Raw genomic sequence first — 25183 nt, forward strand, 5'->3', positions numbered from 1 at the left:
TTTCTATTTACTCTTTCCAAAGAAAAAGGTCACATAACCCGTCGTATAAACAGAACGAGGATTGGTTTGGTTTAAAATTTCAACAGGTTGGCTGAAAACATCGAGGATAAAACCTGTTTCGATGGCTAGATAATTTTGCTTTAAGGTTTCAAATTTAAACTCTAGAGCCGTTTTCACATGCCATCCAGGTACTATTTTAGACTGAGAAAACCCTGAAAAAAAACTTCCTTCGCCATTGATGGAGGATTTGTTGTAGGTATTGTCTAATGCATCAGCCATTGGTACACTGGTCGTTATTGTTTTTCCAGCGTCAGTATATGCTAAATCTACATAGTAGGGTTTTAATAGACCTATGGTAGGTCCTGTGGAAATACGGCCAGCTAAACTAGTTCCTCCTTCTTGCGCCTGAGTCAAAAGCAAATAATGTTTACCATAACTCGCTCTAAGATTAAGAAGGTAATTCAATTTACCTTCTACATAGGTTCGTCCATTAAATGAATAAGGGGAGTCGAATTCTTGGTAGTCTTTGGTATTGGTAAAGTCGATATTTATAAAGGAGCGATTAGGCAAGTTTTTGACAAAACTAAAACCTCCTAAAAGACCAGAATTGGTATTTGTGTTAATTCCAATGCCCCAAGAACCCGTATTGTTGATTTCTTTTTTCTGAGGTACGGCTGATTTCCTTTGACCCATCAGAACGAATGGTATCCCTAAAATAACCCACAATAAAAAAAATCTAGGCATGGAGAAACGGTTTAATTTCATCTACAGAAATATCCCAGTGGGTAGCCGAGTAAGGACAAATTCCCTTGTCAATCACAAGAACTTGAGGTGACTGATGTTCAATAGCAAATTGTTCAGCAATTTGGCCTGAAATAGGTCTGTAGGCTATTAAGTCCAAATAATAAGCGGGTGTAATTTCTGAATCCCAGGCTCTTTCAAAGCGATTCAAAGCGGTAGAAGAGATCGAGCAACGCGTACTATGTTTGAAAATAACCACCGGTTTTTCCTGTGAAGTTTCCACAATTTCAGCTAATTGTTTCTCGTCTGTCAAGGGTATCCAATTCATATTCACCTGCCTTTTTCGTAATTTTATCAATTCAACTTCAAATTTAGTAAAAAATGAGGGTTTGCCTCTATTCTTTTGTCTTGTTTTTATATCGAGTTCTTGTTCGATTGTTTGCTTTATTTCAAAGCAAAGCTGCGTTAATGAATGAGGGCCAAAATCAGGTTTGGGTAGGTCTTGAGCGACACTTCAACTCGAATGATAAATCGGTGGCCTGGTTTCACAGTGCATCTTTGGGGGAATTTGAGCAAGGAAGACCCATTATCGAGGCGTATAAAAAAGAAAATCCTCAGCATTTTGTATTGGTTACGTTTTTCTCACCTTCTGGTTATGAAGTGCGCAAAAACTATACTGGAGCAGATTTCGTAAGTTATTTACCATTGGATGGTTATTTCAATAGTGCCCGTTTTTTAGATTTAGTAAAGCCTTCTTTGGCCGTGTTTATCAAATATGAATTTTGGCATTACTATTTAACAGGGTTAAAAAAGCGCGCAGTTCCAACTATTTTAGTTTCCGCCATTTTTCGACCAAACCAGGTATTTTTTCAATGTTATGGTGGTTTTTACCGTCGTTTATTGGACTGTTTTACGCATTTATTTGTGCAAGATCAGTCATCTGCAGATTTGTTGAATCGCGTCAATGTAACGGTAGCGGGAGATACCCGATTTGATCGCGTGCTGGATACCTTGCGAAATCCCGTTTCATGGGATTTGTTGACGAATTTTTTAGACAATACAGAATTTATGGTGGTGGGTTCTGTTTGGCAGGCCGATATGGATGTGTTGATTCCGCTCATCAATTCGAAGAAATATCCTTTTAAATGGGTTATTGCGCCGCACGAAATTCACACCGAAGAATTGAAGGCATGGGAGGAGAAGATCGATTTAACTGTTTCTTATTCAAAGGGCCTTTTTCACGAAAAAGCAGATGTTCTTTTTGTCAATGAGGTAGGACGTCTTGCCAATCTATACCGGGGTGCATCTTTTGCCTATATTGGTGGGGCTTTTGGTGATGGTTTGCATAGCACCTTGGAAGCTGCGGTTTTTGGACCAACGGTCTTTTTTGGCAATAAAAATTACCTAAAATTCCGGGAGGCAAGAGAACTGATTGAATTAGGGCTGGCATTTCCTATAGAAACGACGGATGAATTAGAAAAGGCTATGCGCGTGATTTATGAAAATGACGATGTGTTTGTGAACAAGCAAGTACAATCACGGGCATACGTGCAATTACAAGCGGGAGCAACGGAAAGAATCATCGAATTTGTGCGTAATTTAGCAGCTAATGGAAGGAAGTAAGGGTTTAATTATGCGTTCAACCGGTTCTTGGTACGAAATTCGTTCCGAGTCAGGAAAGGTCTTTAAGGGACGTTTGAAGGGTAAATTTAAACTCAACGGTCCTAAAACTTCGAATCCAATCACCGTAGGTGACCGTGTCATTTATGCGGTCGAAGATGAGGCTAACGAGACGGTTATCATCGAAGAAATCATCCCACGTACGAATTACATCATTCGAAAATCTGTTCACAAAACAGGGCAGGGGCAGTTAATGGCAGCGAATGTGGATCAAGCCATCTTCGTGATGACCTTGAAATCTCCTAAAACATCTTTGGGTTTTTTAGACCGTTTTTTAGTAACTGCAGAGGCGTTTCGAATTCCCGTAACCATCGTATTTAACAAGATGGATTTATTGAACGAGGAGGAAGAGGATCAAATCTTCGAATACGCAGCGCTCTACCAAGAATTAGGTTATGGCATTTTGTTTACGTCCATACCTCGAAGCCAAGGTGTAGACGAGTTTAAAGCCATGTTTGCCGGGAAAGTTTCGCTATTAGCAGGACATTCGGGCGTAGGGAAATCCAGTTTATTGAATTTAGTATCTCCACATTTGAATATTAAAGTGAATGAGATTTCTGATTTTGCCCAAAAAGGGGTGCATACCACCACTTATTCCACCATGTGGGAATTAGGCCCTGAAACCTATTTAATAGATAGCCCTGGCATTAATGAATTAGGAGTCATGGAAATCGAAAAAGAAGAACTTTCTCATTATTTTCCCGAAATGCGCGCGCTGATTGGCGAATGCAAATTCAATAATTGCCTCCATATTTCGGAACCGTCTTGTGCCGTTTTGAAAGCTTTTGAAGCCGGAGATATTGCGCATAGCCGATATTTGAGTTATTTGAGTATTTTTGAGAACAACGATAACCGTCGCTAAACCTATGGAAAATTCCTATTTATGGGGCATCGATTTAGGGGGAACCAAAATCGAATGTGCCGTATTGTCTGCCACTGATGTAACGCAAGTCATCGCCCGAGAACGTATCGATACAGAAGCTTCAAAAGGCTACGAGCACATTATTTCACAAGTTGCTCTTTTAGCTTCTCGCGTTTCAAAACAAGTAGGGGTAGCTCCCTCTAAAATTGGTTTCGCCACTCCTGGAGTTTTGAATCCAGCCACCCAAACGATGAAAAACTGCAACACGACCTCCATGAATGGTCGTCCGATGGCAGCTGATTTAGCGAAAGCTTTGGGTGCTGAAGTCCGCTTAGCCAATGATGCAAACTGTTTTGCATTGGCAGAAACCTTGATGGGTGCTGTGCAGGACGTTAATCCAAAGGCTGAAGTTGTTTTTGGAATCATCATGGGTACCGGTGTAGGCGGTGGATTAGTCGTTCACGGCCAAGTAATCAACGGCTTGCATGGAATTGGAGGCGAATGGGGGCATAATATCTTGGAGGAGGGCGGAAAGCCGTGTTATTGCGGTAAATCAGGCTGCGTAGAACATGTGATCTCAGGGCCCGCTCTCGAAGATTTTTATTTTTCTATTTCAGGCCAAAAACTCCGCCTGCCACAAATCTTACAAGCTCATCTAGCTGGTACGGACGCTTTCGCATCTGCAACGATCGATCGAATGCTGGAGAATTTTGGACGCGCCGTTTCCACGTTAATAAATGTGTTAGACCCCCAAGTCATCGTTATAGGTGGTGGAGTAGGCAATATCGATTTACTTTATTCTGAAGGAATCGAACGAATCAAGAAATACATTTTCAATTCTGGGGAAGTCCTGACGCCGATAGTGAAGCCCAAGTTAGGTGATTCGGCTGGGGTTTTTGGTGCGGCGCTCCTTTTTCATTCTGAGGCTATTTAGTTGAGGGATTTTCAAATTGGTCTACGCCATAATTTCTAAAATCCCTCAACTAAACTACCCTCAGCCAAAAATTGCTCGCTCTCTAATAAGACTCGAAAGGTTTAATAAAAAAGAAGTTCACAAAATTATGGCAAAGCCCAATTTTAGAACTTCTTTTTTATTAAACCTTGAGAAACCATTTCTTGCGCCAAAACACCCAACACACTCCCCAGCACACCAAGACGAAAGAAATCGCATAGGCTAATGACCCATTGTATTTGCCAAAGATGGGTTCAAAAATATGCCAATACAGCCAATCACTGCCAGATTGACCCTGGATTTGGTATTTACCTAATTGGATCGCGATGATTTCTGAAATACCGTAGGCTAGTATGGAATTCGTACCCAAAACGAGAAAGAAAGTATTTCCGAAGTGACGTTCTTTGGTCTCAATCCACCAGTTTAAAAGTCCGATTAAGATAAAGTCAATGCCGGCACATAGAAGAACAAAAGAGCTGGTCCACAGCTTTTTGTTAATGGGAAATGCCTGATCCCAGATCAAGGCTACTACAATTAATGCTGCACCCCATCCAAGTAAACCAGTTAAGGCTGATTTACCCTCTTTGGCCTGATTCTCTAAATATAAACTGACTTGGTAGCCAAATAGGCAGGTGGAAATAGCCGGAAGTGTACTCAAAAATCCTTCTGGATCGAAAGCGATTCGAATGCCATTTACTAGATTTCCATGATACAAATGAGACTCGCCAAATAAGAATAGATCTAATTTTCGTACCGCATTATGACTAATATCCATCCATAATCCAGAATCGCCAAAAGCATATAAAATCCCCCAGAATGACAATAAAATACCCGCATTGATCCAGGTGAGCCATTTGGAAGGAACCTGAAGCGTTATGAAAGAAACTGCGCAATAGGAAAGTGCTATTCGGGGTAAAACGTTTAGAATACGTAAATTCCCCAAAGAGAAATCAGTAAAGGGAAAGTAAAAAACGAAGTAGTTGATTAAAAATAAATAGATAGTCCGCTTTAAAATTTTGTTCCGAACGGATGGTGTTAATTCATAATTAAAAGCCTTGAATGAAAAGCGCATCGCAACGCCCACCATAAAGAGAAAACTAGGGAAAACGAGGTCAGTAGGTGTAAATCCATTCCATTTTGCATGTGATAAGGGCCAATATGTGAAATCCCCATTTCCATTATTGTTCACAAGAATCATGCCCGCAAGTGTGATTCCTCGGAGGATATCAAGTGATAGAAAGCGTGTTTTCATAGAATTAAGATAGGTTTGATAGTTAAGGTTGATTCAGTAGTAAATCTAAAATAATATTTCCCAGAAACGAAAGGTCCAAGGTAAATTGTTGATTCTCGTTGATTTAGCTGAAAGGTTTGGACGACTAGTCCTGCGTTATTTAAAATCTCTACCTGCGCAGAATGAATTGGGATAGAAATATGTAAAGCCATACCTGGTGATACGGGGTTAGGGTAGATCTTAAAATTAAGTTCTTCTGAGTTGCTTAAAATGAGATCCATAGATTTACTTGCTTTGTCAAAATTGGGAATGCCAAATCCCAGCAACATGTCAGCTCGTGAAAATTGAGATCCTGATTTTAGGATGCCATTTCTGATTTGTTGAGTGGTGTGTGTAGGAAAAGCTTGCATTAGGCCTGCGGCTAGTCCAGCAATTAAGGGAGCTGAGAAGGAGGTTCCATTAGAGAGACCAATTCTTCCATCGATAAGTCCTACCACGGTGGAAGATCCCATGGCTACCATATCGGGCTTCGTTCGGCCATCATAACTAGGACCAATGGAGCTGAACGAAGATAAACTTCCTAGGGCATTGACTGAACCTACCGTTAAAATCGAATCCGCATCTGCTGGCGCTGTGATATATTTCCAGGCATTAGCCCCTTCGTTTCCTGCGCTAATGGTACATAGGATCCCTTTACTGGCGGCCCAGCTGGCGGCTTTGGAGACAAGTGTAGATTTTCCATTCATGTCTCCATAGCTATGATTATGCAAGGGGTTGTCAAAGGTGGAATAGCCCAAAGAAGATGATATAATATCTGTCCCCAAGCTATCTGCCCATTCAGCTCCTCTTAGCCAATTAGCTTCTTCCACGATTAATTCGTGCCTATTTTCTTCTGTTTGGGCAAGGGCAAAAGAGGCTTGATAGGCCGTCCCGATTAATTTTCCCGATTCAAAACCGGCAATGGTAGAAAGTACATTCGTTCCATGGCCTCCAGTCGCATAAACAGAGTTTACAGTTGGATCTGTAGTAAGTGTGGCTATGATTCTTTTTTCGGCGACTAATTTTTGAAGGTAAGGTACTGTGCTCGCATTTTTGAATCCATCGTCTAGCAATGTTATGAGCGTGCCCTCGCCACGAATGGATTTAGCGTGCATTTGATCGATTCCAAGTTGGGCGATTTGGGTTAATGAATTTCCATAATCAGGACTTATTAAGTTTGATTGTGTCCCAGATGTAATTTGATTCGATGAACTTGAATCAGCTGGAAAATTCCAATAAAGCCCTTTAATGCAGCTTAGAGCAAGTGTTTTTTTGAGTTCACTGGGTTTTTGAGTAATCAGTGCACCATTGATCCATTTTAAGGGGAAAACAATTCTTGCACCTGTTGCTTTTACTTGGTTTAGATAAGTAATGCTAACGGGTAGATCTTGTTCAATGACGGGAACGCGATTTTTTCGACGGCGTTCGAGGCTTTTGGAACTTAAAAAAGCAGTGGGATTGTTTACTGAAAACGTTGAAGAGGCTTTATCTTTAAACAAAACCAGATAGCGATACGTTTGTGCTTGTAATGGCAGACTTGCACTAAAAAGTAAAAAGAAGATAAATCGCTGAAACATAAAGCAAATTAGTGAATTGTCCTTAATTTCGTGGTATGAAATTCTTTGTCCAAAGCTTTACATCCCTCTTCCTCGCCGCCTGGATTTTAGTCGGTAGCTTAGGAATTTCTTGGACAGAGGAAACGTGTGTATTTACAGGCGCCAAAAAGTCGACTTTTTCGAAAGCGGCATCTTGTTGTGAAAATCCACTGCAAGCGCATTTATCAAGAGCGAAATGTTGTTTGCTGGATAAATACCAAGTGAAGTTTAATTTTGATCTGACGAAGGGGAATAATAATATCATTTTTGCTTTTTCAACTACCCCAATAATTCCAAAGTTTGAAGCACCCTCTGTAATTTACCAAGAAAAGGGTTCTCTTTCTCACCCATCTAATGCACCACCTCTCGCTAGGCAGGTTCGCTTAGCTCAATTGCAAACGTATTTGATTTGATGAAATAGGGTAAAATCTATTTCTAACATCTAAATCAAATGACCATGTGTAAATTACTTTTGTTTTTAAGTTTTTCAACGCTTTTGCAGGCTCAAAAGGTTGCGCGCAAAGACAGTATCGAACGCGATACGGAATTGAAAGAATTTCGTGTCATTGCTAATCCAGGCCAAAAAGATGATAATGCGGTTCTCGCCACCGAGATAATGACCATCAAAACCTTAGGGAAGGCGGCGTGCTGCAATCTATCTGAGAGTTTTGAAACAAATGCATCCGTTTCCGTTAGCTATGCGGATGCGGTGACGGGTTCGAAACAGATTCAATTATTGGGTTTGGCCGGAAATTATGTTCAAACAAACGTGGAAAATATCCCGTCGATTAGGGGCTTGAAATCTACCTACGGCTTAAATTATTTACCAGGTACTTGGATTAAATCAATTGATTTAGCGAAAGGTACCATCTCTGTCGTCAATGGTTATGAATCGATGGCGGGGGCCATTAATGTAGAGCTGGCAAAGCCAGATACTTCGGAGGTCTATTATTTAAATACCTATACGAACTCTCAGGGTCGTTTTGAAGTCAATCAACAAGGAGCACACCGATTTAATTCACGCTTATCAACCGGGGTATTTACCCATTATTCTCAGCAGGCGGCTCGCTTGGATGGAAATGGGGATGGCTTTCTGGATTTACCATTATTTAATTTAATCAACGTCCTAAATCGCTGGAAATACGCGACGGATCGCTGGATGATTCAATGGGGGGCTAATTACTTAATGGAGGATCGTTTAGGTGGTCAAAATGGCATCGAATCGAATTCTGATCGCTATAAAATCTATGGTTTTGGAAGTAAGACGGAGCGTTTGGAAACCTTCGCTAAAATTGCTCGCTTGTTTCCTCAAAAGCCTTATCAAGGTTTAGCGCTCATTTTAAGTACGGCTAATCACGTGAACGATTCTTATTTTTCAGTCAAAAAATACCAAGGTCGGGAGCAAAGTATTTATGGAAATTTGATTTTTCAATCCATCATCGATAACACGAACCACACTTGGAAAGCTGGAGCGAGTTTCTTGATGGACTCCTATCAAGAGTCGTATATAGACTCCACTTTTGCTCGCACGGAAATAGTACCTGGTATTTATGGAGAATACACCTGGACGATTCCGAATGCGTTGACTTTGGTCTTAGGCCAAAGAGTCGACTTTCATAATCAATTAGGCACCCAATGGGTACCACGTTTGCATGTAAAATGGGATGCAGTACCTGATTGGATTGTTCGATTATCTGCCGGAAAGGGGTGGAGAAGGGTGAATCCTTTGGCAGAAAATATGGGCTACCTAATTAATAACCGTGCCTTAAAACTGGTTGGCAATCTTAATCCTTTAGAAGTAAGTTGGAATTACGGGATCACATTAACGAAGAATATGAACATCGGATCGCGAAAGGCAAATCTGGTGATTGATGCTTTTCAGACCGATTTTACCCACCAATGGATGGTGGATATGGAGGCAGGTAGCAGGCTAAGGATGTATTCAATGCCTGGAGTATCCTATTCTACCAGTATTCAGGGGGAGTTTAATTACAGTCCATTCAAACGGTTTGAAATCAAGGCTGCCTATCGTTACCAGGATGTTCAAGCAGATTATTTGCATGAAGGTGGTTTAATTCGTCTTTCTAAGCCTTACTTAAACAAAGATCGTGTGTTGGTTAATTTAGCTTATTCGACTCCTTATGAGATATGGAAATATGATTTAACCTGGCAGTGGAATGGTTCTCGAAGGATACCTGATCATAAGTTATCCCATTTGCATACGGGAGCAATTCAAGAAGTAACGGCACCGCCTTTCTCTACTGTTTATGCGCAAGTAACCCGTCAATTTAAAAAGTGGGAATTATACTTAGGTGCCGAAAATCTTTTTAATTTTACTCAGGCTAATCCAATTATGAGTGCTAAGGATCCATTTGCTCCTGGATTTGATGCCTCCATGGTTTGGGGGCCGATTGTAGGCACCATGGTTTACACAGGAATACGTTATAAAATCAATTAATATGAAAAAGTACATCTTAGTTTCGACCCTAGTAATGGGAATGTTTGGGGCCTTTGCGTCCACATCTCAAGCCACTCAAAAGGCTGCAAAAGAGAACAAAAAAGAAGAATATGCGTGTCCAATGAAGTGCGAAGGCAAAAAGACCTATTCTAAAAAGGGTAAATGTCCTGCTTGTACAATGGATTTAAAACTCGTAAAAAAATAAACCAATGAAAAAATTACTATTTCTGTTGATGTTGCCTTTGTTCTCTTTTATGGGCCCTAAGGAAACAGTGAAGATCAAAACTTCAGCCATTTGCGAAATGTGCAAAGAGCGTATCGAAAAGAATTTAGCCCTGACGAAAGGCGTGGCTAAGTCAGATTTGAATTTAGATGACAAGGTGATTACTGTCGAATTCGATGCAGCAAAAATCGATGCCGCTGGAATCAAAAAAGTGATCTCTGAATCAGGATACGATGCAGATGAGGTGAAGGCGGTAGCAAAAGATTATGCTAAGTTGCCTAATTGCTGTAAGAAGAAAGTAGATTAAAGAGAGGAGAGTATAGAGTATAGATGAGCACTTTATCTCTACTCTACACTCTATTATCTCTACTCTATTATCTATACTCTATTTTTTCATGCTCAACGCAATCCTCTTCCTTACTTCATCCACCTCCGTCACTCGGACTTGCACTTTTTGTGCCACTTTTACCACTTCATTCGGGTCTTTCACAAACTTGTCGGCTAATTGGCTGACGTGCACTAGTCCATCTTGGTGAACGCCGATATCGACAAAGGCGCCAAAATTCGTAATATTCGTCACAATTCCCGGAAGCATCATTCCTACGCGAAGATCTTTAATCGAATTTACGCCCTCCGTGAATTCGAAAGCTTCAAATTGCTCCCGTGGATCGCGACCTGGTTTTGCTAATTCCTCCATGATATCTGTCAACGTAGGCATACCTACTTCCGCATTCACGTATTGACTTAAGCGAATTTGTTTGCGTAAGGATTCGTTCGCTAAAAGATCAGAAACCTTGCAGTTCAAATCTTTTGCCATCTTTTCTATGATTTCATAGCGTTCTGGATGCACTGCGCTGGCGTCCAACGGGTTTTTCGCGTTGCGAATGCGTAAGAAAGCGGCGGCTTGTTCGAAAGCCTTTTCGCCTAAACGCGTGACCTTTTTCAAGTCTGAACGTTTTAAGAATGGCCCGTTCTTAGTGCGGTAATCGATGATGTTTTGGGCTAATTGAGGTCCTAGGCCAGAAACGTAAGATAGAATCTGTTTAGAGGCCGTATTTAATTCGACACCTACCGAGTTCACGCAAGAGATAACGGTGTCGTCTAGGGAGGCTTGTAATTTCTTTTGGTCTACATCGTGCTGGTATTGTCCCACACCGATGGATTTAGGGTCAATCTTCACAAGTTCTGCCAAAGGATCCATCAAACGTCTACCAATCGAAACTGCCCCACGGACCGTCACGTCCTTGTCTGGGAACTCGTCACGCGCCGCTTCTGAGGCTGAATAGATGGATGCTCCACTTTCGTTCACCATAATGATGGTAATTCCCTCTAGCTTTAGTCCACGCACAAAGGATTCAGTTTCCCGACCTGCCGTTCCGTTTCCAATGGCAATCGCTTGTACTTTGTATTGTTTCACCCAAGCTTGGATGGTGTGAGCAGCTTCTGTTGCTTGTCCAGGTCCGGTGTGCGGATAAACTGCCGTGTTAGCTAATAGCGTTCCTTGTTCATCCAGGCAAACGACTTTGCAGCCTGTTCTGAAGCCGGGATCGAGGGCTAAAACACGTTTTTGGCCTAATGGTGCCGCTAATAACAGTTGTCTGATATTTTCTGCGAATACGCGAATAGCTTCCTCGTCTGCGCGTTTTTTCGCTTCAGCCCGCATTTCGGTTTCCATCGCTGGCATCAGCAAGCGTTTATAGCCATCTTGAATCGCTAGTCCCACTTGTTTCGCGCAGGCGTTGTTTCCGGTTAAGAAGCGGCGCTCTAATCTATTTAATACGTCCTCGTCTGGACCTGTTAAGTTCAGATTTAGAATCCCCTCGTTTTCGCCTCTGAATAAGGCCAAAACCCGGTGAGACGGCGCTTGAGCCAAGGATTCGGACCAGTCGAAATAATCTTTGTATTTAATACCCTCGTCTTTTTTGCCTTTGGCAACCGTCGATTTTACCGTCGTTTTGCGCGTAAATAGATTTCTCGCTTCCTCTCTCGCTTCAGCCGTTTCCATCATCTCCTCGGCTAAAATATCCCGAGCGCCTGCAAGTGCTTCCTCTACGTTGTCTAAGTATTCAGCCGCTAAGACCTCTGAATCTTTTAGGCCTTGTAAGCGGATTTGGTTTGCGAGCTCTTGTAAGCCTTTTTCACGGGCCGCCATCGCGCGCGTTTTGCGCTTGGGTTTGTAGGGAAGGTAGATGTCTTCTAATTTGGCCAAAGTCTCAGCCCCTCTAACTGCCTTCTCCAATTCTGGCGTCAATTTATCCAGTTCCTGTAGCGACTTCAAAATCGCCTCGCGGCGCTTCTCTAATTCCACGTACTGGTCCCGTAAATCACGAATCGCAGCCACCTGTACTTCATCTAAACTTCCAGTGGCCTCCTTGCGGTAACGGGAAATAAAGGGAATCGTGGCGCCCTCGTCCAATAGGGCGATGGTTTTGCGAACTTGGTTTTCGGAAATGGAAAGGGAGGTGGATATCTTTTGGTACATGGTAGTAGAGTAGAGGTAGGAGAGTAGAGAGTATAGATAAGAGATAATAGAGTAGGGATTAAAATCATCTCCTCTCTATACTCTATAATCTCTACTCTTTTATTTATACTTCCGGAAACGCATCGTGGAAATACCCCGCGAACTTCCAGATTTCCTGGATTTCAGAGCCTAAAATCGGGTAAGGATCGTAGGTCTTGTTCGTCGAGTTCAGGATCAAGACTTTGCGTTCTGCGAGGTGGTTGATGACCTGCTTTAACACGACGCCGTCCTCGCGGGTCACGACGATGCAGATGGTGCCGTCCTTGATTTGGGTCCAGTCTTCCACGTATTCAGCGAAGACTAAAGAGCCCGGTTGTAGGGGCAACATCGATTCGCCTTTGATGGGGAAAACACGGTATTTCTTGTCTTTAGGTAGGAAAGGCACTTGGAACGTAGGGAGATCGCGAACGAAGTCGAGGTCGTCGTAGGAGGCGGTGTATCCTGCCAAAGCTTTGACCGGAACCATCTCGATATTCTCTTCATTGTTCGCATCGACCGTCGTAGCTAAAATTCGTAGCTTAGGCTTGCTGGCTAGGCCGGGGATTCTTTTGGACAAATCCTCCTTCAATAATTCATCCACTTCTACCTTAAAAAATTCCGCTAGAGAGATCAAATCCGCATATTTAGGCTCCGCTCTTCCGGACTCATACGAGCCCAAAGTAGGTTTCTTAATATTCAGTAATTCCGCTAGTTTTTCCTGCGAAGTTTTCTCCGACATCTTGCTGCGTAAAAAACGTAAATTCTGACTAAAAAAAGTGCTCATGCGATTTGCTTATTAAAGGAAAATGAATAAAATTCGTATCTAAAATTTCTTCGTATACTTTTCGAAGTTACGAAAGGTATTCAAAATACCCAAATATCTACCAATTTTATGCAGGAGCGCGCGATTGTGCACATGGATTTAGACAGTTTCTTTGTCTCGGTAGAGCGACTCCGAGATACGCGACTCGTGGGCCAGCCGGTCATTGTGGGCGGTGGCTCGGATCGGGGCGTGGTGGCGGCGTGTAGTTATGAGACGCGGGCTTTTGGGGTGCGTTCTGCGATGCCCATGAAGATGGCGCTGAAATTGTGTCCGGATGCGATTGTGTTGAGGGGTGATTACGAGGCGTATGTGCAGCATTCGGAGATGGTGACCTCGCTGATTATGGAGCGCGCGCCGCTAGTAGAGAAAGCCTCGATTGATGAGTTTTATTTAGATATGACGGGGATGGAGCGCTTTTTTGGTTCCTATGCCTTTGCACAGGATCTGCGGGATCGGATTAAAAAGCAGATTGGGTTACAGATGTCGTTTGGTTTATCGGTAAATAAGACGGTGTCCAAAGTCGCGACGAATCACGTCAAGCCCGCCGGGGAATACCAGGTGCCAGCCGGTCAGGAGAAAGCCTTTTTAGCGCCGATGACGGTGAACAAGATCCCGATGATCGGTGCCGTCACGGCCCAAACCCTGCGTAATATGGGCATCGTCCACGTGGGGACGCTCAGCCAAATGCCACAACGGGTGTTAGAGCGAACCTTTGGGAAGTCGGGGACGATGCTTTGGGAAAGAGCTAATGGCATCGATCTGCGTCCTGTGGTGCCTTATTCTGAACAGAAGTCCTTGTCTAAGGAGATAACGTTTGAGCAGGATAGTACGGATGTGATTTTATTACGACGGATCCTAGGTTCGCTGACTGAGCAGCTGAGCTATGATTTGCGCAAGCTGGGGCAATGTACCTCCTGTATTACGGTGAAGGTGCGTTACTCGAATTTTGACACCCATACCCGCCAAATCAGTATCCCCGCTTCCGCCAGCGACCACCGCCTGATTCCGGCGGTCTACGAATTGTTCGAGAAGCTGTATGATCGGAGGTTGTTGATCCGACTGATCGGCGTGCGATTCTCCAAACTCCTACAAGGGCAGGAGCAATTGAACCTGTTTGATGACGGGGCGAAGCTTGTGCCGCTGTATCAGGCGATGGATTCCCTGAAGAACCGCTATGGCGAGTTTTCCATCTTGCGCGCGAGTGGATTGATGGGGAGTGCCGAACGCAGAAATAGGCTGCCTGGTGCTGGTGCGCCACTCGCTACTTTACCCGCTGGGGCGCCACTTGCTACTTTACCTGCTAAAAACGACGAATAGATGTATTTGAATTGCCATTCCTACTACAGCTTGCGCTATGGTACGCTTTCGCCTGAACAATTAGTTCAGGAGGCGAAGGCGCGCGGCATTACGTCGTTAGCCTTAACGGATATCCACCGGAGTTCCGGCGTCTTTGATTTCGTGCAGGCGTGTCAGCAGGAGGGGATTAAGCCCGTGGTGGGGATGGAATTCGAGGCGGGTTATGTGTGTTTAGCACGGAATGAACGCGGTTTTTTACAGATTAATGATTTTGCGACGAAGTATTTAGTCTCCAAAGAGCCCTGGCCAGAGCGACCTCCCGTTTCAGACGATGTGTGGACGATTTACCCGTTAGCCATGCGGAAAAAGATCAAGATGCTGGTTGGTCCGCGGGAGCGCTGGGGCGTGCGGGCGAGTGATCGGAATTTGCTTTGGAAAGAAAAAGACCTACGTGATTTTGTCTGGTGTCAGCCGTTTACCTTTCTGGATCAGCGTGGATTTTCGATGCACCGATTGCTGCGCGCGATCGATTTGAATACTTTATTGAGCAAACTTTCGCCTAAAGACCAGGCGCAGGTAGACGAACGTTTCTATACTCCTGCTGAAATAGCGGCCTCTTGCGCGGATTATCCGCAGCTATTAGCGGAGGCGGATCAGATCTTAGCCGATTGCTCTTTTAGTTTTGATTTTAAAAAGCCGAAGAATCGTTCGCTATTTAGTTCTTCCAAAGAAGACGATTTAGCCCTCCTCACCAAGCTAGCTTACGAGGGTTTGCGTTATCGTTATCCGCGAGGGAATCGCGAGGCGAAGGCGCGGGTGGAGAAGGAATTAAAGATTATTCACGAGCTAGATTTCAATGCCTATTTCTTAATCACCTGGGACATTATTCGCTATGCGCGCTCTAGGGGCTATTTTCATGTGGGGCGTGGCTCTGGGGCTAATTCCATTGTGGCCTATTGCATCGGGATTACAGACGTGGATCCGGTCGAATTAGATCTGTATTTTGAGCGTTTCATCAACAAACACCGGACGAGTCCGCCTGATTTTGACATTGATTTCTCCTGGGATGAGCGGGATGACATCATCGATTACATTTTTAAGCGCTATGGGGCGAAGCATGTGTGTCTGCTGGCCACCTATGTCACGTTTCGGGATAAGTCGATTTACCGGGAGCTAGCTAAAGTTTTTGGTCTTCCCAAAGCCGAGATAGACGCCTGGCTCGATCCCGCCACGGCGATGCGGGAAGTGACTTCCGAAATACAGGCGCTGATCGTCAAATACGGCCAGCTCCTACTCGATTTCCCTAATTACCTCAGCATTCACGCGGGCGGCATCCTGATTTCGGATGCGCCTTTATCCGCTTACACGGCTCTAGAGGGAATGCCCAAAGGTTTCCCCATCTGTCAGTTCGATATGTACGTGGCGGAGGAGATCGGCTTTGCGAAGTTTGATATTTTGTCCCAAAGAGGCCTCGGCCACATCAAAGAGTCCGTCGATATCATTCGTGCAAACCGGGGAGTCGATGTAGACGTCCACCGAGTTCAGGACTTTATGAAAGACGAAGGCGTGCGCAAACAGCTGATGCGCCACGAGACGATGGGTTGTTTCTATATCGAATCGCCCGCGATGCGTTCGCTTTTAAAGAAGCTACGTTGCCAAGATTACATTACCCTAGTCGCCGCATCCTCTATTATTCGTCCCGGCGTCGCCTCGTCCGGGATGATGAAGGCCTACATCGAGCGTTTCCATGCCCCGGATTCCTACGAGCCGGTGCATCCGCTGATGGGGGAGCTGATGAAGGAAACCTATGGCGTGATGGTCTACCAAGAAGATGTCATCAAGGTGGCTCACTATTTTGCCGGTTTGACCTTAGCGGAGGCCGATGTACTGCGTCGCGGGATGTCAGGTAAATACCGTTCTAGAGCTGAATTTGACCGCATCAGGCAGGCTTTTTTCGAGAATTGTGCTGCCAAAGGCTATCCAGAAGCCGTTTCACGCGAGGTGTGGAGGCAGATGGAAAGCTTTTCGGGCTATTCCTTTTCGAAGGCTCACTCGGCTTCTTTTGCCGTAGAAAGCTACCAAAGTCTCTATCTGAAGACCTATTACCCGCTCGAATTTATGGTGGCAGTGATTAATAATTTTGGGGGATTCTACCGGACTGAATTTTACGTGCACGAGGCTCGGCGCTGTGGAGCAGAGGTGGAGGCGCCAGAGATCAATGAGAGCGAGTACCTAACCCGGATCGAAGGCAAGCGGATTTATTTAGGCTGGGTGCACATCAAAGGGCTGGAGAAGCGGGTCATCCAAGAAATACTCGAGGCGCGGAGGCAGTCTGGGCCTTTCCGTTCTTGGGAGGATTTCGTGCACCGCGTGTCCATCGGGCTAGAGCAATCGATTCTGTTGATTCGCATAGGCGCCTTTCGTAACCTTGGTCAGGCCAAAAAGCCCCTATTATGGGAGGCGCACGCTCGTTTCCAAGGCAAAGTCTCTACGGTGGTATCGATGGAGATGTTCGAGGAACTTTCCCCTGACATCGGGGTTTTGCCACCGCTTATCCACGAACCGGAGGAGGATGCTTTCGACCAATGGGAAATTCTCGGTTTTCCCCTCTGTTCGCCCTTTTTATTATTAGAGGAATTACCAGAAACCTTGTTGAATGCGGATTTGGTATTGCCCAAAGGCGATATCATCGGCTACCTCGTCACCTTGAAGTCCACCCGAACCAAACAGGGCGAACGGATGTATTTTGGCTACTTTGTGGACCTGCAAGGCGAGTTCTTTGATACCGTCCATTTCCCCTCTGACTTGAAGAACTATTCTTTCCGGGGTAGTGGAATTTATTGGATGCAGGGCGTTTCGATGGACGATTTTGGCCATAGAACCCTGCGCGTGCAACAATTGCGGAAGTTAGCATGGCGGGTGGATCCGCGGTACGTCTAAAGCACAAAGCATAAAGGAGATTAGAGATAATAGAGTAGAGAGAGGAGATGGAAAGCATAGAGCATAAAGCACAAAGAATAAAGGAGATTAGAGATAAGAGAGTAGAGAGAGGAGATGGAGAATTTATACTCTCTACTCTGTAATCTATGCTCTTTAATTTCCTCCGGACTCATTTCCTCCGGACTATCGACTAGTGACTATCGACTCCCGACTAGTGACTGCCGCTTGCGGCGCGTAAACCTTTTTCCCTTATCTTGCGTTATGCTATAAAATATAATCACATGAAAAACATTCTAGGATTAGTACTCGTATTCATAAGCCTGCAGGCTTGTGGACAACAACCCAAACAAACGCCTACACAAACGATAGCAAAAAAGACAATGGAAAATTTGCCTAAGACAGAAGCCGAATGGAAGGCTAAATTAACAGATGATGAGTATTATATTTTACGCCAAAAAGGTACAGAACAGCCTTATACTGGTAAATTTTTGTTGCACAACGAAAAAGGGATGTATACGTGCAAAGGTTGCGGAGCTCCTCTTTTTAGTTCTGATTCTAAATTCGATTCGCATTGCGGTTGGCCTAGTTTTGACAAAGAAGTAAAGGCCGGCGTTATCAAAGAAACCGTAGACAATACCTTAGGCATGCGACGTATCGAGATTACCTGCGCGAAGTGCGGAGGCCATTTAGGTCACGTATTTGACGATGGCCCTACGGATACGGGATTACGCTATTGCGTGAATTCGGTGTCGATTGGGTTTGAAGCGGTGAAAAAAGAGTAGAGATAGGAGAGTATAGAGAAGAGATGGTGGATGGTAAGCGATGAATGGTAAATGTTTACTCTCTACTCTCTACTCTCCACTGCCGACTGACCACTGTCCACTGACAACTGTTAATTATGTCCCCCATCATCACTTATTTCCAGTCTATTTACCCTCTGAGCGCAGCTTCTCAAGAGGCTTTGGCAGGTATTTGCCGGGAGATTAGTATTGCTAAAAACCAGGATTTACAATCCATCGGCCAAACCTGCAAGACCCTTTATTTTTTGAAAAAAGGAATGGCACGTATTTATTACGTCAAAGATGGAACGGATGTGACAGAGGGTTTTTATGGCGAATTCAACTTGATTGCGCGGGCTGAAAGCCTTTTTGCGGGCAAGCCTAGTCAAAAAGGCATACAGGTTTTGGAGGATTCGGTGCTTTGGTCCATAGATACGTCCGCTTTAACTTCTCTGTATGAAGATCACCGGGATATCGAGCGATTGTTCTCGAAATTGTTTGAAAAGGCCTATGTGGAGACTATACAACGGATAGAAAATTTGCAGTTTCATGCGGCAGAGGAACGTTACCATTTATTAGAAAAGGAGCAGCCTGAGGTATTAAAAAGGGCTCCATTGAAATTTATTGCCTCCTATCTGGGAATCACACAGGTAAGTTTGAGTCGCATTCGCGCGAAGAAATCTTAATTTAACATTTGTTAAATGCTTTTAGTGTTCAGCTGAGCACCTTTGTGTCTAAATATAGCACAAATGGAAGTTCGGTTCGGCTTGAAAGAGAATTGGCAGCAGTTCAGTTTGTTGGTTTTAGTGAATGCCTTTGTGGGCGGGATGGTCGGACTTGAACGTTCTATTTTACCTCAATTAGCGGCTCAGGAATTCCATATTGCCTCTCATTCGGCCATATTTTCCTTTATTGTCGTTTTTGGTATTGTCAAAGCTTTAACAAATTACTTCGCTGGTCATTTTGCGAATGCGTTAGGCAGAAGGCGTTTGTTAATTTTCGGTTGGCTTTTTGCGATTCCCATTCCGTTCTTGTTGATGTGGGCGCCCACTTGGAATTGGATTGTGGCTGCTAATGTACTTTTGGGAATTAATCAGGGCCTCGCTTGGTCTAGTACCGTGACTATGAAAATTGATCTAGTGGGGGATAAGCAGCGGGGTTTAGCCATGGGAATTAATGAATTTGCGGGTTATTTATCCGTAGGTTTGGTGGCGCTTTTAACGGCCTGGATAGCGAATGCGTATGGAATTAGGCCTTATCCCTTTTATATAGGGATTGTATTTGTGTTTTTGGGCCTGTTGATTTCTTGGATTTGGGTGAAAGATACTCGGTCATTTGTCCAAAAAGCATCTCAGGAAAGTACCCTTCCTTTGCTTAAAAATCCATTTTGGGATACTTCATTATTACATAGAAACTTAGGAGCTATCTCTCAAGCAGGGCTCGTCAATAATCTGAATGATGGGATGATATGGGGGCTATTTCCCCTGTTATTAGCTACTAAAGGATTTGATTTAGGCCAAATAGGGATTATAACGGCCATCTATCCCCTGGTTTGGGGCCTAGCGCAATTAGGGACAGGACGTTTATCTGATTTTATTTGCCAAAAAGATTTGTTGTTTATCGGCATGCTTCTTCAAGCCTTTGCCATATTAGGTCTTATTTGGGCTCAAACATTCGCCGCTTTCGCCATCCTATCCTTTGTGATAGGCATAGGAACAGCGATTGTCTATCCGACTTTTTTAGCGTCCATCGCTGAAAATACACACCCAGCTGATCGGGCCGCTAGTTTAGGTACGTTTCGCTTGTGGCGTGATTTAGGCTATGCTTTTGGAGCTATATTAACTGGAATTTTAGCGGACTATTTCGAACTAGAAGTAAGTGTAATCGTCATTGGATTATTGACTCTGGGTTCCGCGGGGGTGATTAAGTGGAGGATGATTTGTTAAGGTTGATTCTTTTTTAAAATTGTGCTGCGCAATAATTTTCAAAAAAGAATCAACCTTAACAACTGAACAAGGAGGGAAGAAATGATGGTAAATGGTGAATGTTACCTTCGGACTCTTTTCAATTGAAAGATAGGATAATCTCTCTAATTATTGCGATAAGAAATTATTGCAGAGCACAATTTCCGTCGCAATGATTAGAGAGATTTATCTAATTCCTCTTTCCCAATCAACCCCACACTCGTCCAAGTCTTAACCCCGTTCTTGTACATTTCTAAATAAGGAATCGATTCGATTTTCTTTGCTTTAGCTAGTTCTTGGTTTTCATCAACGTCGATTTCGATCAATTCGACTTTCCCGTTTTGAGCTTTCACCCATTCTTTCAAAATAGGGCTTAATTGCTTACAAGGGCCACACCAAGTAGCGTTATAGTCGATGATGACCATCGGTTTACCTTTTATTTTTTCTGCGAAAGTCGCTTCTGTTAGACCTGCAGAAGCTGCTGGTTTAGCTTCGACAGTAGCAATAGGAAGATTGGCTGATTGCCAAGCTAACATACCGCCAGTTAAATTAACGATGGATTTGAAGCCCATTTCTTTTAGCATTCCTGCTGCAGAAGCAGATCTTGCACCGGAAAGACAGTAGACGAAAACGGTTTCGTCTTTGTTTAAACTAGAAGCAATTTGTTGAAAACCTGCTGAGCTTACATCTGCATTAATTGCGCCTTCGATGTGACCGTTTTGGAATTCGCCTGCTGTTCTAACGTCTAAAATTTGCGCGGTGGATTCAGCTGATAAAGCGGTTTTAAATTCAGTGGCACCTAAATCTTGTTGTCCTTCTTTTGGCCCACAAGAAAATAATAGTCCAACTATTACGAATGAATATAATACGTTTCTCATTTTGAATGTTGTTTAATGATTCCTTCCAAAGTACTCGCAGGAATTACTCCTGACTGGCGCCAAACCGATTTTCCATCCTTAAATAGGATTAAGGTGGGTACGGAACGGATTTGGAATTTATCTGCTAAGGTACGATTCTTGTCGACATCAATTTTAATGATTTTGGCAGAATCTCCTATTTTAGACTTCAATTGCTCTAAAATAGGCTTTAATTGCTTGCAGGGGCCACACCATTCAGCTGAAAAATCAACTAAAACGGGTTCTGGCGATTTCAATAAGTCGGCGAATTTGCTCATAAGTATTCAGTTTTCAGTGGGCAGTTGTCAGTGGGCAGTGTGTGGTCCGGAGGAAACATTCACCATCCACCATTTACCATTCAAAATAACTCCTCTCTCTACTCTATAATCTCTTATCTCAAGCTGCTCCACGCCCCTCCATTGTACACCTGCGTAAATCCGGCAGCTTGCAACTGGCGGCGAGCCATTCCACTGCGGCTTCCTGAGCGGCAACAAGTAATGATAACCTGATCTTTCTTTAATTTGTTCATATTAGAACCTAAAGTTTGCAAAGGTAAATTGATGGCACCTTTGATGTGCCCATCTCTAAATTCAGCAGGAGTACGAACGTCTACAAGTGTTGCGCCGTCTGCTAAAAGTGCTTTGAAGTCTACTTTAGGGCCAAAGCCAAATAAATTCTTTAGTAATGCTAACATAATTTCTGTGTTTATAAAGGCAAATATAGTTCACTGGATTTAGCATAATCGTGACATTTGTCCGCTATCTATTTTTGACCTATAAATTGTAATACCTCTGCTAAACCTTGATGAAGTGGGCCTTCGTCTAAGGTACGTTGCTTCTCTTCGTTTAAAATAATCTTTAAACCAGGGAATTCGGCAGCAATGGTTGCAGAGGAAAATAACCAATCTATGTTTTTTGGCCCTCCTGAACTTAAACCGAGTTGGCGCTGGTTAAATCCTTCTAAAATAAGTAAGCCGCCAGGTTTAAGCCACGAAACGCATTGCTTGTAAAAGTGTAATCGAGTCTCTAAGGGCAAATGGAAATAGGTTAAGGCAATGACGTCAAAAGATTCCAAAGGGAATTTTACCAGCGCGGCATCTGCCACTTTATAGTGGATCCGTGTTTTTTCGGCTGAGGCTAATTTTTCCGCTTTTGCTTTCCCTTGTTCACTTAGGTCAAAGGCGTGGACTTCCCATCCTTTTTTGGCAGCAAAAACGGCATCTCGTCCCTCTCCAGCACCTGGAAATAAAATGCGGCCCGCAGGTAGGGGTGTGATTTGCTGTTTCATAAAATCATTTGGATTTATTCCATATTGGTATTCTTCCGCTTGATAACGCTCATTCCACATTGCTTTCATTTGTAAAATTTGTAGTTTAGTAAAAAATTATAACTATGAAAAAAATCCTATTGTTAACCTTATTTGTGGCTTTGTTTTCCTTTGCGGCAAATGCTCAATCACACAAAGTAGTTCTTCAATTAAATTCATCTGACACGTTAGTTTGGCACGGAGCATTGAAGAATATCTCTAATCTTCAAACTGCATTAGGGCCTAATACGCAAATCGAACTTGTGGCTCACGGTTCTGGTATAAGTATTTTAATCGATGGTAAAACAACTCAGAAAGCTAAAATCGCAGAATTAGCTGCAACAGGAGTTTTGTTCAAAGCGTGTGAAAATACCATTCGCGAGCGTAAAATTGATCGCACAACCATTTTAATGCAAGCCGGAACGGTCCCTTCTGGGGTAGCTGAGGTTGTCCTCAAGCAAGAAGCCGGTTGGGCTTATTTAAAATACTAGGGTAAATTAGATCGATTAAATGATAAAGCTTGTGACTTAAATCACAGGCTTTATTTATTCCAGGGTAAAAATTTAGGAGTTTGTTTATCCAAAAGCTGAGGCTCTTGTGTATTTAAGCATTCTCCATTTAATACGCTTTCGTAAGCTTTTAGGTATTTTTTAGCCATACTTAACGCATCAAATACATCTCGTGCATAGGAATGGCAATCTTGTTTGTTATAGTCTGATGCGTGTGAAATAGCCTCAGTCATTTCCTCTTGTTGGTCACTTAAAAATCCGAATTCAGGTGTAATTAATTCAGGTAAAGAGCCATAGGGAGTAGCAAATACTGGACAGCCAAAATAAAGGCTTTCGGTAATAGCTAGTCCAAAGGGTTCATGCCACCGAACGGGAAATACCAAACCTTTAGATTGGGAAAGCAATTCGAGCTTTTGTTGTCCTCCCACAATTCCATAAAACTGAATACGAGAGCTCCAAGTCATCCGGAAACCCATTTTTAGATTTAATCTTGTGCCACCTAGTACGGCAAGCCGTTCATGGGGGCTTTGTAATATAGTATCGATAGCCCCTTGTACATTTTTAACGCGCCATGCTGCTTTACCTAAAAAGTGAAAATGTGTCCTCTTTTGAGCTAAATTAGGTTTTCCATAATCACTCCAATCCAATCCATTGTGAACAAATGAGTTAGAACCATAGCGAAGCGCATGATTTTGCGATACAAAAATGGCGTTTTTATCGAGAAGGGTATCTGAATTAAGATTACCATGAATGGTTACCACATAGGGTTTTGATAGGCTTTCTTTTGGTAATTGATTTAAATGCACCACATCAATATACTCCGGGATTTGTTCGTTTAATGGGTTTTGTAGATTCCAAACAAGAATGGAAGCAAATGGACAACTGGATCCTGCAGGCACTAAAAAAGTGACCTGGTGACCAAGACTGTTTAATGATTTTGCCAGCCCCCAAATCACTCGTTCGGTTCCTCCGTAACCAGATACTGGAATTTGCTGATCGTGTACGATTAAAATGTGCATTTTGAGGAGAAATTGACCCATCTAAATTACAAAAATATCCTACATTTTACCAGGTAGAATCTGATTCCAATACAAATAGGGAAGTAGGTATTTCTTCATTTGGTACATTGACCAGCGTTCTTTTGACTGATCAAAGGGGAAAGTTTCCATTGGATTATTGTTGTAATCAAACTCAGCTAAGACTAGTTTATCATAACCCGTAATGATGGGGCAGGAAGAATAACCACTGTAGGAAGCAGTCATCGATTTTCCTTTCATTACGGCTAATAAGTTATTTACCACTACAGGTGCTTGCTTGCGAATCGCTGCACCAGTTCTAGAAACAGGTAAATTTGCGGCATCTCCGCAGGCAAATATATTCTTGTATTTCGTATGCTGTAGCGTGTGCTTTTCCACGTCTATCCATCCATTAGGATTTGCAAGAGGACTTGATTTGATAAAATTGGGGGCGGATTGAGGAGGGGTTACGTGGATCATATCAAATTCCACCCAGTATTCCTGGTCTTTATTTGCCTCTCCTATTCCCACGAATTTTGCTTTTTTAGCAGGGCCGTCAATTTCGGTTAATTTGACAAAGAATTGCGTATAAATGCCATAACGATCGATGACCTCTTTTAATGTATTCTCGTATTTCTCTACGCCAAAAACTCGTGTTCCTCCGCTCCAAAACTCGACCTTCGAGTCAATGTCATTCTTTTTAAAATAATCTGCTGCTAAATACATAATCTTTTGCGGAGCTCCACCACACTTAATAGGCGTATTCGGATTCGTGAAGATGGCTTTTCCGCCTTTGCTATTTTGAATGCATTTCCAAGTATAAGGTGCCGTTTCAAAGCTATAGTTAGAACACACCCCATTTTTTCCTAAGTTTTCTTTTAATCCTTTTATCTCTCCCCAGTTCAATTGAATGCCAGGGGCAGCAACAAGGAATTCGTAACTTAGGTCTGTGCCGTCTGCTAAGGTGATTTTATTTTCCTCTGGTTTGAACCCTAACACCATTTGTTGAATCCAGGTGGCGCCGTCAGGAATTACAGAGGATTCCTCTCTCTCGGTATCTTTTATGTTAAATTCTCCACCGCCTACTAAGGTCCAGGCTGGTTGGTAATAATGCCTCTTTGCTCCATCTATGATGGCTATATCTAAGGTGGAATCTTTTCTTAATAGTTGTGCTGCGATTGATATGCCGGCATTCCCTCCGCCAACGATTAAAATGCTGTGATGAGTTTTCATGGTTAACGATTTACTGTATGATCTGTAATATTAGCCAAAACCAAAAATGTAAAACGTGATTATAGTCACTTTCCTGAATTCGTGCGATTTATCACGTTTTGCTTGGTTCAATAGGATGACCTTTGGCAAAACAAAAAATAA

General features: G+C 43.2%; 25 protein-coding genes. 13 read left to right on the plus strand and 12 right to left on the minus strand.

Annotated features, from left to right (window positions below; translation table 11 throughout):
• Positions 1 to 3 precede the first annotated feature (3 nt).
• Together ACRZ9O_RS00145 and ytxJ are read right to left on the minus strand one after the other, a co-directional pair.
• The gene (locus tag ACRZ9O_RS00145) at positions 4 to 744 is read right to left on the minus strand and encodes a hypothetical protein (protein ID WP_459455177.1); all 741 of its coding nucleotides are present in this window, start codon (positions 742 to 744) and stop codon (positions 4 to 6) included.
• Positions 737 to 1069: a bacillithiol system redox-active protein YtxJ gene (gene ytxJ, locus ACRZ9O_RS00150; RefSeq protein ID WP_459455178.1), complete on the minus strand. Its 333-nt coding sequence runs from the start codon at positions 1067 to 1069 to the stop codon at positions 737 to 739. Before ytxJ ends, ACRZ9O_RS00145 begins: the two co-directional genes overlap by 8 nt.
• A gap of 53 nt (positions 1070 to 1122) precedes the next feature.
• Here ytxJ and ACRZ9O_RS00155 point away from each other — a divergent pair, with 53 nt between their 5' ends.
• From ACRZ9O_RS00155 to ACRZ9O_RS00165, 3 genes are read left to right on the plus strand one after another with little or no spacing between them, the layout of a single operon-like run.
• Entirely contained in the window at positions 1123 to 2364 is a 1242-nt protein-coding gene (locus tag ACRZ9O_RS00155) for a 3-deoxy-D-manno-octulosonic acid transferase (protein WP_459455180.1), read from the plus strand.
• Positions 2351 to 3283, plus strand: a complete 933-nt coding sequence (gene rsgA / locus ACRZ9O_RS00160; protein WP_459455182.1) for a ribosome small subunit-dependent GTPase A — start codon at positions 2351 to 2353, stop codon at positions 3281 to 3283. Before ACRZ9O_RS00155 ends, rsgA begins: the two co-directional genes overlap by 14 nt.
• A 4-nt stretch (positions 3284 to 3287) precedes the next feature.
• Positions 3288 to 4217 (plus strand): ROK family protein, encoded by a 930-nt coding sequence (locus tag ACRZ9O_RS00165; RefSeq protein WP_459455184.1) that lies wholly within the window; start codon positions 3288 to 3290, stop codon positions 4215 to 4217.
• A gap of 160 nt (positions 4218 to 4377) precedes the next feature.
• Here the strand turns inward: ACRZ9O_RS00165 and ACRZ9O_RS00170 are convergent, their stop codons facing one another.
• A complete protein-coding gene (locus ACRZ9O_RS00170; protein WP_459455186.1) occupies positions 4378 to 5487 on the minus strand; it encodes an acyltransferase family protein in 1110 nt (369 codons plus the stop codon).
• A complete protein-coding gene (locus tag ACRZ9O_RS00175) occupies positions 5484 to 7082 on the minus strand; it encodes a S8 family serine peptidase (protein WP_459455188.1) in 1599 nt (532 codons plus the stop codon). Before ACRZ9O_RS00175 ends, ACRZ9O_RS00170 begins: the two co-directional genes overlap by 4 nt.
• A gap of 35 nt (positions 7083 to 7117) precedes the next feature.
• Between ACRZ9O_RS00175 and ACRZ9O_RS00180 the strand changes: the two genes are divergently transcribed.
• Genes ACRZ9O_RS00180 through ACRZ9O_RS00195 form a run of 4 tightly spaced genes read left to right on the plus strand, consistent with a single transcriptional unit; the run spans position 7118 to position 10088 of the window.
• Entirely contained in the window at positions 7118 to 7513 is a 396-nt protein-coding gene (locus ACRZ9O_RS00180; RefSeq protein ID WP_459455190.1) for a hypothetical protein, read from the plus strand.
• 44 nt (positions 7514 to 7557) lie between these two features.
• A complete protein-coding gene (locus ACRZ9O_RS00185) occupies positions 7558 to 9558 on the plus strand; it encodes a TonB-dependent receptor plug domain-containing protein (protein ID WP_459455192.1) in 2001 nt (666 codons plus the stop codon).
• A gap of 1 nt (position 9559) precedes the next feature.
• Entirely contained in the window at positions 9560 to 9763 is a 204-nt protein-coding gene (locus ACRZ9O_RS00190) for a heavy metal-binding domain-containing protein (protein ID WP_459455194.1), read from the plus strand.
• A 4-nt stretch (positions 9764 to 9767) separates the two neighbouring features.
• The gene (locus tag ACRZ9O_RS00195; protein ID WP_459455196.1) at positions 9768 to 10088 is read left to right on the plus strand and encodes a heavy-metal-associated domain-containing protein; all 321 of its coding nucleotides are present in this window, start codon (positions 9768 to 9770) and stop codon (positions 10086 to 10088) included.
• Positions 10089 to 10166: 78 nt separating this feature from the next.
• On the opposite strand, the gene ACRZ9O_RS00200 is transcribed toward ACRZ9O_RS00195, so the two are convergent.
• Both ACRZ9O_RS00200 and ACRZ9O_RS00205 read right to left on the minus strand, forming a co-directional pair.
• Positions 10167 to 12263, minus strand: a complete 2097-nt coding sequence (locus ACRZ9O_RS00200) for a Tex family protein (RefSeq protein ID WP_459455199.1) — start codon at positions 12261 to 12263, stop codon at positions 10167 to 10169.
• A 103-nt stretch (positions 12264 to 12366) separates the two neighbouring features.
• Positions 12367 to 13065, minus strand: coding sequence for an XRE family transcriptional regulator (locus ACRZ9O_RS00205; RefSeq protein ID WP_459455201.1), 699 nt, complete (start codon positions 13063 to 13065; stop codon positions 12367 to 12369).
• A gap of 108 nt (positions 13066 to 13173) precedes the next feature.
• Between ACRZ9O_RS00205 and dinB the strand changes: the two genes are divergently transcribed.
• From dinB to ACRZ9O_RS00230, 5 genes are all read left to right on the plus strand, one after another.
• On the plus strand, positions 13174 to 14421 hold the full coding sequence (gene dinB / locus ACRZ9O_RS00210) for a DNA polymerase IV (RefSeq protein ID WP_459455203.1): 1248 nt from the start codon (positions 13174 to 13176) through the stop codon (positions 14419 to 14421).
• Positions 14422 to 17340, plus strand: coding sequence for a DNA polymerase III subunit alpha (locus ACRZ9O_RS00215; RefSeq protein ID WP_459455205.1), 2919 nt, complete (start codon positions 14422 to 14424; stop codon positions 17338 to 17340).
• 281 nt (positions 17341 to 17621) lie between these two features.
• The gene (gene msrB / locus ACRZ9O_RS00220; RefSeq protein WP_459455207.1) at positions 17622 to 18122 is read left to right on the plus strand and encodes a peptide-methionine (R)-S-oxide reductase MsrB; all 501 of its coding nucleotides are present in this window, start codon (positions 17622 to 17624) and stop codon (positions 18120 to 18122) included.
• Between the two features lie 116 nt (positions 18123 to 18238).
• Positions 18239 to 18805: a Crp/Fnr family transcriptional regulator gene (locus ACRZ9O_RS00225; RefSeq protein WP_459455210.1), complete on the plus strand. Its 567-nt coding sequence runs from the start codon at positions 18239 to 18241 to the stop codon at positions 18803 to 18805.
• 63 nt (positions 18806 to 18868) lie between these two features.
• A complete protein-coding gene (locus ACRZ9O_RS00230; protein ID WP_459455212.1) occupies positions 18869 to 20065 on the plus strand; it encodes an MFS transporter in 1197 nt (398 codons plus the stop codon).
• 194 nt (positions 20066 to 20259) lie between these two features.
• Here ACRZ9O_RS00230 and ACRZ9O_RS00235 read toward each other — a convergent pair whose 3' ends face one another.
• The 4 genes from ACRZ9O_RS00235 to ACRZ9O_RS00250 all read right to left on the minus strand — a co-directional run bounded on the left by ACRZ9O_RS00235 (position 20260) and on the right by ACRZ9O_RS00250 (position 22335).
• The gene (locus tag ACRZ9O_RS00235; RefSeq protein WP_459455214.1) at positions 20260 to 20961 is read right to left on the minus strand and encodes a thioredoxin domain-containing protein; all 702 of its coding nucleotides are present in this window, start codon (positions 20959 to 20961) and stop codon (positions 20260 to 20262) included.
• Complete coding sequence (gene trxA, locus ACRZ9O_RS00240; RefSeq protein ID WP_459455216.1) at positions 20958 to 21257, minus strand: thioredoxin; 300 nt, start codon at positions 21255 to 21257, stop codon at positions 20958 to 20960. The genes ACRZ9O_RS00235 and trxA overlap by 4 nt, the downstream gene beginning before the upstream one ends.
• 113 nt (positions 21258 to 21370) lie before the next feature.
• On the minus strand, positions 21371 to 21673 hold the full coding sequence (locus tag ACRZ9O_RS00245) for a rhodanese-like domain-containing protein (RefSeq protein WP_459455218.1): 303 nt from the start codon (positions 21671 to 21673) through the stop codon (positions 21371 to 21373).
• A 68-nt stretch (positions 21674 to 21741) separates the two neighbouring features.
• The gene (locus tag ACRZ9O_RS00250) at positions 21742 to 22335 is read right to left on the minus strand and encodes a class I SAM-dependent methyltransferase (RefSeq protein ID WP_459455220.1); all 594 of its coding nucleotides are present in this window, start codon (positions 22333 to 22335) and stop codon (positions 21742 to 21744) included.
• Positions 22336 to 22370: 35 nt separating this feature from the next.
• On the opposite strand from ACRZ9O_RS00250, the gene ACRZ9O_RS00255 reads away from it, so the two are divergent.
• Positions 22371 to 22775: a DsrE family protein gene (locus ACRZ9O_RS00255; RefSeq protein ID WP_459455222.1), complete on the plus strand. Its 405-nt coding sequence runs from the start codon at positions 22371 to 22373 to the stop codon at positions 22773 to 22775.
• A 50-nt stretch (positions 22776 to 22825) separates the two neighbouring features.
• Here ACRZ9O_RS00255 and ACRZ9O_RS00260 read toward each other — a convergent pair whose 3' ends face one another.
• The gene (locus tag ACRZ9O_RS00260; RefSeq protein ID WP_459455224.1) at positions 22826 to 23812 is read right to left on the minus strand and encodes a glycosyltransferase; all 987 of its coding nucleotides are present in this window, start codon (positions 23810 to 23812) and stop codon (positions 22826 to 22828) included.
• 39 nt (positions 23813 to 23851) lie between these two features.
• Complete coding sequence (locus ACRZ9O_RS00265) at positions 23852 to 25042, minus strand: NAD(P)/FAD-dependent oxidoreductase (RefSeq protein WP_459455226.1); 1191 nt, start codon at positions 25040 to 25042, stop codon at positions 23852 to 23854.
• Positions 25043 to 25183 lie beyond the last annotated feature (141 nt).

It is taken from the genome of Aquirufa sp. HETE-40SA (genome assembly GCF_054558635.1).

Excerpts from the sequence above, each read along its gene's own strand:
- ACRZ9O_RS00185 (WP_459455192.1), top strand. The coding sequence starts at position 7,558 with ATGTGTAAATTACTTTTGTTTTTAAGTTTTTCAACGCTTTTGCAGGCT.
- rsgA (WP_459455182.1), top strand. The coding sequence starts at position 2,351 with ATGGAAGGAAGTAAGGGTTTAATTATGCGTTCAACCGGTTCTTGGTAC.
- ACRZ9O_RS00255 (WP_459455222.1), top strand. The coding sequence starts at position 22,371 with ATGAAAAAAATCCTATTGTTAACCTTATTTGTGGCTTTGTTTTCCTTT.
- ACRZ9O_RS00205 (WP_459455201.1), bottom strand. The coding sequence starts at position 13,065 with ATGAGCACTTTTTTTAGTCAGAATTTACGTTTTTTACGCAGCAAGATG.
- ACRZ9O_RS00250 (WP_459455220.1), bottom strand. The coding sequence starts at position 22,335 with ATGAAAGCAATGTGGAATGAGCGTTATCAAGCGGAAGAATACCAATAT.
- ACRZ9O_RS00225 (WP_459455210.1), top strand. The coding sequence starts at position 18,239 with ATGTCCCCCATCATCACTTATTTCCAGTCTATTTACCCTCTGAGCGCA.
- ACRZ9O_RS00260 (WP_459455224.1), bottom strand. The coding sequence starts at position 23,812 with ATGCACATTTTAATCGTACACGATCAGCAAATTCCAGTATCTGGTTAC.
- ACRZ9O_RS00195 (WP_459455196.1), top strand. The coding sequence starts at position 9,768 with ATGAAAAAATTACTATTTCTGTTGATGTTGCCTTTGTTCTCTTTTATG.
- ytxJ (WP_459455178.1), bottom strand. The coding sequence starts at position 1,069 with ATGAATTGGATACCCTTGACAGACGAGAAACAATTAGCTGAAATTGTG.
- ACRZ9O_RS00245 (WP_459455218.1), bottom strand. The coding sequence starts at position 21,673 with ATGTTAGCATTACTAAAGAATTTATTTGGCTTTGGCCCTAAAGTAGAC.
- ACRZ9O_RS00170 (WP_459455186.1), bottom strand. The coding sequence starts at position 5,487 with ATGAAAACACGCTTTCTATCACTTGATATCCTCCGAGGAATCACACTT.
- ACRZ9O_RS00230 (WP_459455212.1), top strand. The coding sequence starts at position 18,869 with ATGGAAGTTCGGTTCGGCTTGAAAGAGAATTGGCAGCAGTTCAGTTTG.
- ACRZ9O_RS00190 (WP_459455194.1), top strand. The coding sequence starts at position 9,560 with ATGAAAAAGTACATCTTAGTTTCGACCCTAGTAATGGGAATGTTTGGG.
- ACRZ9O_RS00235 (WP_459455214.1), bottom strand. The coding sequence starts at position 20,961 with ATGAGAAACGTATTATATTCATTCGTAATAGTTGGACTATTATTTTCT.
- ACRZ9O_RS00155 (WP_459455180.1), top strand. The coding sequence starts at position 1,123 with ATGAGGGTTTGCCTCTATTCTTTTGTCTTGTTTTTATATCGAGTTCTT.
- msrB (WP_459455207.1), top strand. The coding sequence starts at position 17,622 with ATGAAAAACATTCTAGGATTAGTACTCGTATTCATAAGCCTGCAGGCT.
- trxA (WP_459455216.1), bottom strand. The coding sequence starts at position 21,257 with ATGAGCAAATTCGCCGACTTATTGAAATCGCCAGAACCCGTTTTAGTT.
- ACRZ9O_RS00175 (WP_459455188.1), bottom strand. The coding sequence starts at position 7,082 with ATGTTTCAGCGATTTATCTTCTTTTTACTTTTTAGTGCAAGTCTGCCA.
- dinB (WP_459455203.1), top strand. The coding sequence starts at position 13,174 with ATGCAGGAGCGCGCGATTGTGCACATGGATTTAGACAGTTTCTTTGTC.
- ACRZ9O_RS00265 (WP_459455226.1), bottom strand. The coding sequence starts at position 25,042 with ATGAAAACTCATCACAGCATTTTAATCGTTGGCGGAGGGAATGCCGGC.
- ACRZ9O_RS00145 (WP_459455177.1), bottom strand. The coding sequence starts at position 744 with ATGCCTAGATTTTTTTTATTGTGGGTTATTTTAGGGATACCATTCGTT.
- ACRZ9O_RS00215 (WP_459455205.1), top strand. The coding sequence starts at position 14,422 with ATGTATTTGAATTGCCATTCCTACTACAGCTTGCGCTATGGTACGCTT.
- ACRZ9O_RS00165 (WP_459455184.1), top strand. The coding sequence starts at position 3,288 with ATGGAAAATTCCTATTTATGGGGCATCGATTTAGGGGGAACCAAAATC.
- ACRZ9O_RS00200 (WP_459455199.1), bottom strand. The coding sequence starts at position 12,263 with ATGTACCAAAAGATATCCACCTCCCTTTCCATTTCCGAAAACCAAGTT.
- ACRZ9O_RS00180 (WP_459455190.1), top strand. The coding sequence starts at position 7,118 with ATGAAATTCTTTGTCCAAAGCTTTACATCCCTCTTCCTCGCCGCCTGG.